Origin of the sequence: Microbacterium sp. (assembly GCF_049650565.1) — a bacterium.
Taxonomy (GTDB): Bacteria; Actinomycetota; Actinomycetes; order Actinomycetales; family Microbacteriaceae; genus Microbacterium.
This window is the reverse complement of record NZ_JBASAK010000097.1, coordinates 1-10,455: the sequence shown is the minus strand read 5'-3', so window position 1 is coordinate 10,455 and position 10,455 is coordinate 1. Positions and strand designations below refer to the sequence as shown.

Genomic DNA, 10,455 nt, shown 5'->3' with positions numbered 1-10,455 from the left:
CGACGGGAGTCGATGACCGCCTTCTTGTGCTTGGTCGTAGCCCACTTGGAATGCCCGGACATATGTCTCCGCTCGTCTCGTATGCCCGGAGTCTCCTCCAGGGCATCGTCCATTCTAACGAATCGTGATCGACGCGCCGTGTCAGCCTTCCAGTGCCGTGCGCCCGGAGCGCGCACGCGCGTCGTCGATCGTCGGGATGCGGGGCAGCCGAACGGGGTCGTCCATCGTCGCATCGGGGTGCCAGGCATCCCATCCCTCATCCAGCGGCCAGGCGCCGTCTGCGATGAAGTCCTGCACGGCGTGGTCGGCGAGGACGCGCACGGCCTCCGCCTGCTGCAGCGTGAACCGGCCCTGATCGACGGCTGCGACCAGCTCGTCGGCGTCCTTCAGCCAGACATCCTCGCTGCCGGGATGCTCGGCATCGATCCACAGATCCAGCACGAGATCACGGGAGAAGACTCCGGGTGCCGCACCGTCCACTCTGCGATGCGGCAGCTCCAGGTTCACGTAGACGCCGTCCGGCGTGCCATCGGCGCGGCGGAAGAACCACACCGACCACGGCTTCCCGGCCGGGGCGACGCGCACGACGCCCCGGCCGCGCCAGGTCGACTCCCGCATCACCCACGGAACGCTGAAGCGCTCGTCGAGCGGCACCTCCCGCGGAGCGCGTCCGTCGGCCGGCGACGGACCGAGCCGCTCGGATCCGGAGGGGATCCACACGACCAGTCCGCGGTCGTCGTCCCGGATCACGCGGGCGGCCTCGATGTAGCGCCCGTAGCGCCAGAGGATCGCCTGCCCGGGTGCGAAGCGCGCAGCGCCGGGTGAATTCGACAGCACGGCCTCGTCGAACGCGGGATCCGCATGAGCGCGGCGCTGCTCGCCGTCATCCAGCAGGCGCACCGCCTCGTCCAACACCATCGGCCGCGCCGCGACGGGGATCCAGTCTGCTCCGGTGCGGCTGACGAGTGTGACCGTCCCGCCGCTCTCGCTGACATCGGTCGAACCCAGGGGCAGTCGCATCCGTCCACGCTACCGCTGCTAGCTTCGTCAGCATGAGAGCAGGCGCCGACCGCCTCCGACCCGGGTGGGGGTCGCTGCCGGCGAGCCTCCGCGCGCGCATCGCGGACATCCTCGGAGGGGGCATCGTCTCCGACTCCCCCGCACAGGGCGGATTCAGCGCAGGCTACGCGGGCATCGTGCGGTCGGCGCACGCGGACGTGTTCGTGAAGGCGATCCCCGCAACCGGCCATAGCGATTCACGGACGTTCATCCGCCGCGAGATCCACGCGCTGCAGGCGATTCCGGCTGCGCTCAGGCCGCGGATGCTGGCGAGCGTCGACGACGAGGAATCGACCGCGCTCGTGCTGGCGGTCGTGCCGGGCATCCATCCCGGCGAACCGTGGAGCGAGGCCCAGCTGCACGCGATCGCCGCAGAGATCGCGCACGTGGCCGCGACGCCGGCACCGGAGGTGATCTTCCCGGCGCAGCGGTCGATGCTCCCCTATTACGCGCGCTGGCGGGCCGTCTTCGAGGACCCCTCGCTGACAGCATCCCTTCCGCACGGCCTTCCCACCCAGATGCCGCAGCTGCTGCGGCTGGAGCAGGCGCTGCCGGATGCCGTGACGGGGTCGTTCCTCGCGCACGGCGACCTGCGCGCGGACAACATCCTCATCGAGGATGAGCGCGCCCGCTTCATCGACTGGCCGCACGCCCGGCGCGGCGCGGCCTGGCTGGACGGGCCGCTGCTGCTGCCCTCCGTCGAGGCGTCGGGCGGCCCCCGTTGCGCGGACGCGTGGGAGATCCTGCGCGCGCACGGCGCACCGGATGCTGCAAGCATGCTGCCGGTGATCTCCGGCTTCGCCTCGTTCCTGTGGTGGGGACAGGCTCAGCCGGAGATCCCGGAGCTGCCGGGCCTGCGGGCGTTCCAGCGCGCGCAGGCCCTGCCGCTGCTGCGGTGGCTGGCCGAGCTGCTCTGATGCTCAGCCGCGTGCGGCCACCCGGTCCAGGAACCGCTGGTGGAACCGCGGCTCCCCGCTGAGCTCGGGGTGGAAGCTGATGCCCATCAGGGTCCCCTGCTCGACCGCTACGACGACTCCGGACGGCAGTGCGGCCAGCGCAACAGCATCCGCCCCGACCTCCTCGACCACGGGCCCACGGATGAAGGTCGCTGACACCGGTTCCTCACCCAGCGCCGGCACGGGGATCTCGCCCTCGAACGAGTCGACCTGCCGGCCGAACGCGTTCCGCCGGGTCAGCACGTCCAGTCCGCCGAATGTCTGCTGACCGACGATGCCGTCAGTCAGGCGGTCGGACAGCATGATCAGCCCCGCACAGGTGCCGAGCATCGGCATCCCGTCGTCGATGGCCGCGCGAATGGGGTCACGCAGTCCGAAGGCACGCGAGAGCTTGTCCATCACGGTGGACTCGCCGCCGGGGATCACGAGGCCCTCGACCTGTGCGAACTCCTCCGGACGACGCACGCGCACGACATCGGCGCCAAGGTGCTCGAGCAGGGCGACGTGCTCGCGCACGTCGCCCTGCAGGCCGAGCACGCCGACCCGCGGCATCCGGGTCACCAGCCCCGCTCGGCCAGGCGGTGCGGTGCGGGCAGGTCGGAGACGTTGATGCCGACCATGGCCTCGCCGAGGCCCCGGGAGACCTCTGCGATGACCTTCGGGTCGTCGCAGAAGGTGGTGGCCTTGACGATGGCAGCGGCGCGGGCCACCGGGTCGCCGGACTTGAAGATGCCCGAGCCGACGAACACGCCGTCGGCGCCCAGCTGCATCATCATCGCGGCATCCGCCGGCGTGGCGACGCCGCCGGCGACGAACAGCACGACGGGCAGCTTGCCGGTCTCGGCGATCTCGGAGACCAGCTCGTACGGCGCCTGCAGCTCCTTGGCCGCCACGTACAGCTCATCCTTGGCCAGCGCACCGAGGGCCGCGATCTCGCCCCGGATCTTGCGGATGTGCTTCATGGCCTCGGAGACGTCGCCGGTACCGGCCTCGCCCTTGGAGCGGATCATGGCCGCGCCCTCGTTGATGCGGCGCAGCGCCTCGCCCAGGTTGGTGGCACCGCACACGAACGGCACGGTGAAGTTCCACTTGTCGATGTGGTTGACGTAGTCGGCCGGCGAGAGCACCTCCGACTCGTCGATGTAGTCCACGCCGAGCTCCTGCAGCACCTGCGCCTCGACGAAATGGCCGATGCGCGCCTTCGCCATCACGGGGATGGAGACTGCATCGATGATGCTGTCGATCATGTCGGGATCGCTCATGCGCGAGACGCCGCCCTGCGCGCGGATGTCCGCGGGCACGCGCTCCAGCGCCATGACGGCGACCGCGCCGGCATCCTCGGCGATCTTCGCCTGATCGGCGGTGACGACGTCCATGATGACGCCGCCCTTCAGCATCTCGGCGAGTCCGCGCTTGACGCGCTGCGATCCGGTCGTCGGGGTCTGGTCTGCCATGGTGTCTCCTCGGGAAAGAATCAAGTCAGCACAAAACATCGTTTGGCCTATGTCAAAAGATACCACCGTAGAATCGACGCGATGGACCTCGATATCACCGGCACGACGGCCGCCGAGATCGCCGACAGCGTCCGCGCGCTGCGCGAGCGCGGCCTTCTGCGTCCGGGGGATGCGCTGCCGCCCGTCCGTGAGCTCGCGGCGCTGCTCGGAGTGAACCGCAACACGGCCGTCTCTGCATACAGGCAGCTCGCCCAGGCGGGCCTGGTGATCTCGAAGGGCCGCGGCGGCACGCTGATGGCGGGCGCCGCCCATGTCGCGCAGGAGGGCGTGGCCGCCGACACCGTGCTGCACGACATCGGCTCCGGCAACCCCGATCCGCGGCTCATCCCCGACCCCACGGCGGCACTGACCGGCATCGTGGGGCGCCCCGTGCTGTACGGCGAGCCGGTCATCGACCCGGGGCTGGAGCAGTGGTCGCGGGAGTGGATCCTGGCCGATCTACCGCGCGATGACCTGCGCATCACCGTCACCAGCGGTGCGGTGGATGCCGTGGAGCGCCTGCTCGCCCAGGCGCTCATGCGCGACGACGCCGTGGCCCTGGAGGATCCCTGCTTCCTGGCCAGCATCCACACCGTCCGCCTCGGCGGGTACCGCGGCGTGCCCGTGCCGGTGGATGAGGAGGGCATGACCGTCGAGGGTCTGCAGAACGCCCTGGATTCAGGCATCCGTGCCATCATCTGCACCCCGCGCGCGCAGAACCCGACGGGGGTGAGCGTCTCCCCCGCCCGCGCGGCCGCGCTGCGCGAGGTGCTGCGCCCGCATCCGTACGTGCTCATCATCGAGGACGACCACTTCTCCATGCTCTCCGCACACCCGTACGCGTCGCTGATCGGCGCCGAGCACCGCCGTTACGCCCTGCTGCGCTCGGTGTCGAAGTTCCTCGGTCCGGACATGTGCCTGGCCGTCGCTGCCACCGATCCGACCACGGCCGAGCGCCTGGCCATGCGCCTGAACCCCGGCACCACCTGGGTCAGTCATCTGCTGCAGCGCCTCGCGCACGCGCAGCTCTCGGATGCCGGAGTGCGCACCCGGATCGCCGCAGCCGCCACTCACTACGCCGAGCGAAACACGGCGTTCGTCACGGCGCTGGCCGAGCGCGACATCGTCACGCACTCCTCCGACGGGCTGAGCCTGTGGGTGCGGGTCCCTGCGCCCGCGCAGGCGGTCGCCGAGAGGCTCATGCGTCGCGGCTGGCTGGTGCGCACCGGCGACGAGTTCCGCATCGAGGATCCGTCACCGGCATCCGATCATCTGCGTCTGACCGTGCACGACCTCTCGGATGCCGACACCGCGCGCCTGCTGGACGACCTCCAGGCCGCCACGCGCTGAGCGGTGCCCGCCCCGGGTGAGAGGATTGCAGGATGAAGATCCTTTCGATCCAGTCGGCCGTCGCTTTCGGCCACGTCGGCAACTCGGCGGCCGTCTTCCCGCTGCAGCGCATCGGCGTGGAGGTGCTGCCGGTGTACACCGTCACCTTCTCCAACCACACCGGCTACGGCGCCTGGCGCGGCCCGATGATCGACCCCGACGACGTTCGCGAGGTCATCGCGGGAGTTGAGGAGCGCGGCGTGCTGCCGCAGATCGACGCCGTGCTCAGCGGCTATCAGGGCGGCGAGGGCATCGCCGAGGTGATCATCGACGCCGTGGCGCGCGTGAAGGCAGCCAACCCGGATGCCGTGTACGCCTGCGATCCGGTCATGGGCAACGCCAAGTCGGGCTGCTTCGTTGCTCCCGCGATCCCCGACCTGCTGCGCGACAAGGTCGTTCCTGTGGCCGACATCATCACCCCGAACCAGTTCGAGCTCGGCTACCTGACGAGCACCGAACCGACGGACCTGGCCTCGACGCTGGAGTCGGTCGATGCGGCCATGGCCATGGGACCGAAGACGGTGCTGGTGACTTCAGTCGAGCGGCCGGACCGCGAGCAGGGCACCATCGAGATGCTCGCCGCCGACGACAAGGGCGCCTGGCTGGTCGCCACACCCCAGCTGCCGATGAAGGCCAACGGCTCCGGTGACGTGACCGCGGCGCTGTTCACCGCGCACTACGTGGAGACCGGCGACGCGAAGGTCGCACTCGAGCGCACGGTGTCCAGCGTCTTCGACCTGCTGCAGAACACGCTCGACTCCGGTGACCGCGAGCTCGCGCTCGTGCAGTCGCAGGAGACCTACGCGAACCCGCGGATGCAGTTCACCGCGTACCAGGTGCGCTGAGGATCAGGCCGTCGCGGGCCAGGCGTTCGCGACGGCCTCCCGCACTTCGCCCAGCAGCTGCGGCAGGGCTTTGGTCTTCGCGATGATCGGGAAGAAGTTCGCGTCCGACGACCACCGCGGCACGATGTGCTGATGCAGGTGCGCGTCCACGCCGGCACCGGCGACAGCACCCTGGTTCATGCCCAGGTTGAACCCGTCGCAGTTCGACACGGCCTTCAGCACCCGCATCCCGGTCTGGGTGAGTGCGCCGATCTCGGCGACCTCCGCCACCGTGGCCTGATCGTAGGTCGCGATGTGGCGGTACGGGCACACCAGCAGGTGGCCGGAGTTGTACGGGAACAGGTTCAGCAGCACGTAGGCGCTCTTCCCGCGTGCGACGATCAGCCGCTCTGCATCCGGATGCTTGGGCGCCTCGCAGAACGGGCAGTCCTCCCGCAGCACTTCGGGTCCGGCCTGGATGTAGGCCATGCGGTGGGGGGTCCACAGCCGCTGGAACTCGTCCGGCACGCCCACCAGGCGCCCGGCATCCTCCAGCGGCTGGGCCCCGTCGGTCATGCCAGGTCCCCCGCGGCCAGCACGCGCACGTGCGCGGCGATCGCCGCCCGGATGCGCGAGACGGCGTCGGTCACGGGCACACCGTTCTCCTGAGAGCCGTCACGGAAGCGGAACGAGACGGTGCCGGCGGCGCGGTCCTGCTCGCCGGCGATGAGGATCACGGGCACCTTGGCCGTGGTGTGGTTGCGGATCTTCTTCTGCATCCGGTCGTCGGAATGGTCGACCTCGGCGCGCACGCCCTCGGCCTTCAGCTGCCCGACGACCTCTTCGAGGTAGTCGCCGAACTGGTCCGCCACGGGCACGCCCACCACCTGCATGGGCGCCAGCCACAGCGGGAAGTCGCCCGCGTAGTGCTCGAGCAGGATCGCGAAGAAGCGCTCCACCGAGCCCAGCAGGGCGCGGTGGATCATCACCGGACGATGCTTCTGGCCGTCGGGTCCGGTGTACTCCAGTTCGAACCGCTCCGGCTGGTTGAAGTCCAGCTGGATGGTGGACATCTGCCAGGTGCGGCCGATGGCGTCGCGGGCCTGCACGGAGATCTTCGGGCCGTAGAACGCGGCGCCGCCCGGGTCGGCCACGAGCTCCAGGCCGGAGGCCAGTGCCACCTCGCGCAGCGTGTCGATGGCGGTCCTCCACTGCTCGGGCTCGCCGAGGAACTTCGGGTTGCCCTCCTCATTGGTGGACAGCTCGAGGTAGAAGTCGTTCAGGCCGTAGTCGCGCAGCAGCTCCAGCACCAGGTTGAGGTTGGCGGTGAGCTCCTCGCGCACCTGGTCCTGGGCGACGTAGATGTGCGCGTCGTCCTGGGTCAGGCCTCGCACGCGGGTGAGGCCTGAGAGCGTGCCGCTCTTCTCGTACCGGTACACGGTGCCGAACTCCGCCAGGCGCAGCGGCAGCTCGCGGTAGCTGCGACCGCGGGCACGGTAGATCAGGTTGTGGAACGGGCAGTTCATGGGCTTCAGGTAGTAGTCCTGGCCCTGCTTCGTGATGTTGCCATCCTCGTCGACGACCTCATCGAGATGCATCGGGGGGAACATGCCGTCGGCGTAGGTCTGCAGGTGACCGGAGGTCGCGAACAGGTCCTTCTTGGTGATGTGCGGGGTGTTCACCACGTCGTAGCCGTTGCGCAGCAGGTGACGACGCAGGTTCTCCTCGATCTCGTAGCGGATGATGCCGCCGCGCGGGTGGAAGACCGCCAGGCCCGAGCCGATCTCGTCGGGGAAGGAGAACAGGTCCATCTCCACGCCCAGTTTGCGGTGGTCGCGGCGCTCGGCCTCAGCCAGACGCTCCTGGTACGCACGCAGCTCGTCCTTGCTGGGCCACGCCGTGCCGTAGATGCGTTGCAGCTGCGGGTTCTTCTCGCTGCCGCGCCAGTAGGCGGCGGCCACGCGGGTGAGATCCCAGCCATTGCCCAGCATGCGCGTCGAGGGCACGTGCGGTCCGCGGCAGAGGTCCTTCCAGGCGACCTCGCCGTTCTTCTGCACGTTGTCGTAGATGGTCAGCTCGCCCGCCCCGACCTCGATGGAGGCCCCTTCTGCGGCGTCCGCTCCGGACCCGGGCCCGCCGGCCAGGTCGATGAGCTCGAGCTTGAACGGCTCATTCGCCAGCTCGGAACGGGCCTCATCGGCGGTCACGACGCGCCGCGTGAAGCGCTGACCGTCGCGGATGATGCGCTGCATCTCCTTCGAGATGGCCTTCAGGTCCTCGGGCGTGAAGGGCTCATCGACACCGAAGTCGTAGTAGAAGCCGTCGGTGATGAACGGGCCGATACCCAGGTTCGCCGCCGGGCGGATGCGCTGCACGGCCTGAGCGAGCACGTGGGCGGTGGAGTGCCGCAGGATGTTCAGCCCGTCGGGGCTGTCGACCGTGACCGGCTCGACGTCATCGCCTTCGGCGACGGTCGAGGCGAGGTCCTTGAGGACGCCGTTCACGCGCATGGCGATCACGGAGCGGTCGGTGAAGAGTGCGAAGCCGTCGTGCTTGTCTGCGTTCGGCTGGGCGTTGTCTGACAAGGGATTCTCCAGATAGGCGATGGAATGAGTCGACTCAGCTGCAGGCGCGAGGGCGCCCTGCCCGCTCAGGCGCCAGTAGTTCGCGTGACGACACCGGTGACAGAGGTCACGAGAAGGGCCGACACGGAATCCATGGCACGAGTCTACGCCGGGTCGCACGGCCGCACCGTCGTGCAGCCGTCACGCGTCGGCGAAGCGCTCCGCGCCCACCACAGACAGCAGACGCAGCCGCTCGGATGCCTCCTTGCCCGACGGCGTGAGCACCAGCAGCGCTTGCGACTGGTCCTCGGTGAACAGCACCTGGCAGTCGAACTCCATCGTGCCGACTTCGGGATGCACGAGGGTCTTGCGGTCCGCGAAGCGCTGGGCCACCTCGTGACGCTCCCAGAGCAGGCGGAACTCCTCGCTCTCGGCGACGAGCATGCGCGCGAGCGCGCCCGCACGCGAGTTCGCTCCGTCCCGGCCGAGCGCCGCGCGCAGATTGGCGACCAGCGCCCTGGACTGACGCGCCCGATCCTCGACGGGGTACAGGTCGCGGGCGCCATCAGTGCGGAACCAGCGGTAGATATCGCTCCGCTCGTTCCCCGTCCAGGCTGAGGCGTCACCGAGCAGTGCCACTGCCAGTCGATTCGCGAAGAGAGTCTCGCCGATGTCGGAGAGGATCAGCGCGGGGGTGTCGTCGAGCCTGTCCAGCACGCGCATCAGTGCCGGAGGGAGATACGGGGCGGCATCCCGTCGCACCGGGGCGCTGTGGCCGGCAAGCCGGAGGACGTAGTCGCGTTCGTCGGCGCTGAGTCTCAGCGCACGAGCGAGCGCGGACAGCAGCTGGATGCTGGGCTGCGGTCCGCGGGCCTGCTCCAGGCGCGTGTAGTAGTCGACCGACATCCCGGTGAGCTGTGCGACCTCCTCCCGCCGCAAGCCAGGCGTCCGGCGTCGTGGTCCGGCGGACAGGCCGACATCCTCAGGCCGCAGTCTCTCGCGATGGCGGCGTAGGAACTCGGCCAGCTCGGTCTTCTGCATCTCCCCATCCTCACCCCGGCTGCCGATGGTGATCCAGGGATCGCCGATCCCTGGATCACCCGGTCTCTCGTGCGGATGCCGGAATCCGCGCACCGTGGAGACATGAACATCGCAGAACGCACCATCTTCATCCCCGGAGGCACCAGCGGAATAGGCCTGGCGCTGGCCCGCCGATTCCAAGACACCGGCGCACACGTCATCATCGGCGGCCGACGCATGGGCCTGCTGGCCGAGCTGCACGAAAGCGAGGGCTTCGACACCGTCGAGATCGACGTCTCCGATGACGCCTCCGTCGCGGAGGCTGCAGCGGTTGTCATCCGGCAGCACCCGTCCGTCGACACGATCGTCGCGATGGCGGGGATCATGGTCGCGGAGGACTGGCGCTTCCCCGCCGCAGCGCTGGAAATCGCCCAGCGCACGGTGCAGACCAACGTGCTGGGGCCGGTCCGGCTGATCGCAGGATTCGTCGAGCACCTGCGCACCAAAACGGATGCCCTGATCATGACGGTCTCGAGCGGGCTGGCCTCGGTGCCGCTGGCCGCGACGCCGACGTACAGCGCCAGCAAGGCCTACGTGCACATGCTCAGCGAGTCGCTTCGCCTGCAGCTCGCCGACTCCGGTGTCCGTGTCGTGGAGCTGGTCCCTCCGTCCGTGCGGACGGATCTGATGCCCGGGCACCAGGACGATCCCGCAGGCATGCCACTCGACGAGTACGTCGACGAGACCATGACGCTGCTGATGCAGGCCGACGACCCGCACGAGGTGCTGGTCGATCGGGTGCGGATGCTGCGCTTCGCAGAGGTCCGCGGCGAGTACGACCGAGTCGTCGCGACGCTCAACGCGAACGACGCTCACGCGCTCGATCCTGCTGCAGGACGCTGACGGATATGAGAAGAGCCCCGGAGCAAGTCCGGGGCTCTTCGTCTGTGCGCGATACTGGGATCGAACCAGTGACCTCTTCCGTGTCAGGGAAGCGCGCTACCGCTGCGCCAATCGCGCCTGTGAAGGCTGTTAAATTGTCTGCTGAGAGGTGGCGACGGGATTCGAACCCGTGTAAACGGCTTTGCAGGCCGGTGCCTAGCCACTCGGCCACGCCACCAGGGGTGGATTCGAACCCACATGCCAGAAC

10 protein-coding genes and 2 tRNA genes are annotated in these 10,455 nt (G+C 69.1%); 4 read left to right on the top strand and 8 right to left on the bottom strand.

Going from position 1 to position 10,455, the window contains the following annotated elements:
• Window positions 1-141 precede the first annotated feature (141 nt).
• On the bottom strand, window positions 142-1,020 hold the full coding sequence (locus tag WA967_RS15125) for a DUF402 domain-containing protein (RefSeq protein WP_424424293.1): 879 nt from the start codon (window positions 1,018-1,020) through the stop codon (window positions 142-144).
• A gap of 32 nt (window positions 1,021-1,052) precedes the next feature.
• On the opposite strand from WA967_RS15125, the gene WA967_RS15120 reads away from it, so the two are divergent.
• The gene (locus WA967_RS15120; protein WP_424424291.1) at window positions 1,053-1,976 is read left to right on the top strand and encodes a phosphotransferase; all 924 of its coding nucleotides are present in this window, start codon (window positions 1,053-1,055) and stop codon (window positions 1,974-1,976) included.
• Between the two features lie 3 nt (window positions 1,977-1,979).
• Here WA967_RS15120 and pdxT read toward each other — a convergent pair whose 3' ends face one another.
• Together pdxT and pdxS are read right to left on the bottom strand one after the other, a co-directional pair.
• A complete protein-coding gene (gene pdxT / locus WA967_RS15115) occupies window positions 1,980-2,567 on the bottom strand; it encodes a pyridoxal 5'-phosphate synthase glutaminase subunit PdxT (protein ID WP_424424298.1) in 588 nt (195 codons plus the stop codon).
• A gap of 5 nt (window positions 2,568-2,572) precedes the next feature.
• Window positions 2,573-3,469, bottom strand: a complete 897-nt coding sequence (gene pdxS / locus WA967_RS15110) for a pyridoxal 5'-phosphate synthase lyase subunit PdxS (RefSeq protein ID WP_424424289.1) — start codon at window positions 3,467-3,469, stop codon at window positions 2,573-2,575.
• Between the two features lie 81 nt (window positions 3,470-3,550).
• Between pdxS and WA967_RS15105 the strand changes: the two genes are divergently transcribed.
• Together WA967_RS15105 and pdxY are read left to right on the top strand one after the other, a co-directional pair.
• Complete coding sequence (locus WA967_RS15105; protein WP_424424287.1) at window positions 3,551-4,858, top strand: aminotransferase class I/II-fold pyridoxal phosphate-dependent enzyme; 1,308 nt, start codon at window positions 3,551-3,553, stop codon at window positions 4,856-4,858.
• Window positions 4,859-4,890: 32 nt separating this feature from the next.
• A complete protein-coding gene (gene pdxY / locus WA967_RS15100) occupies window positions 4,891-5,742 on the top strand; it encodes a pyridoxal kinase PdxY (protein WP_424424284.1) in 852 nt (283 codons plus the stop codon).
• 3 nt (window positions 5,743-5,745) lie between these two features.
• Here the strand turns inward: pdxY and WA967_RS15095 are convergent, their stop codons facing one another.
• The 3 genes from WA967_RS15095 to WA967_RS15085 all read right to left on the bottom strand — a co-directional run bounded on the left by WA967_RS15095 (window position 5,746) and on the right by WA967_RS15085 (window position 9,326).
• Entirely contained in the window at window positions 5,746-6,297 is a 552-nt protein-coding gene (locus WA967_RS15095; RefSeq protein WP_424424281.1) for an HIT family protein, read from the bottom strand.
• The gene (gene thrS, locus WA967_RS15090; RefSeq protein WP_424424295.1) at window positions 6,294-8,231 is read right to left on the bottom strand and encodes a threonine--tRNA ligase; all 1,938 of its coding nucleotides are present in this window, start codon (window positions 8,229-8,231) and stop codon (window positions 6,294-6,296) included. The genes WA967_RS15095 and thrS overlap by 4 nt, the downstream gene beginning before the upstream one ends.
• 255 nt (window positions 8,232-8,486) lie before the next feature.
• Window positions 8,487-9,326: a helix-turn-helix transcriptional regulator gene (locus tag WA967_RS15085; RefSeq protein WP_424424279.1), complete on the bottom strand. Its 840-nt coding sequence runs from the start codon at window positions 9,324-9,326 to the stop codon at window positions 8,487-8,489.
• Window positions 9,327-9,428: 102 nt separating this feature from the next.
• On the opposite strand from WA967_RS15085, the gene WA967_RS15080 reads away from it, so the two are divergent.
• Window positions 9,429-10,208: an SDR family oxidoreductase gene (locus WA967_RS15080; protein ID WP_424424276.1), complete on the top strand. Its 780-nt coding sequence runs from the start codon at window positions 9,429-9,431 to the stop codon at window positions 10,206-10,208.
• 45 nt (window positions 10,209-10,253) lie between these two features.
• Here WA967_RS15080 and WA967_RS15075 read toward each other — a convergent pair.
• Window positions 10,254-10,325 (bottom strand) — tRNA-Val (locus WA967_RS15075).
• Between the two features lie 29 nt (window positions 10,326-10,354).
• Window positions 10,355-10,425, bottom strand: a tRNA-Cys gene (locus WA967_RS15070).
• Window positions 10,426-10,455 lie beyond the last annotated feature (30 nt).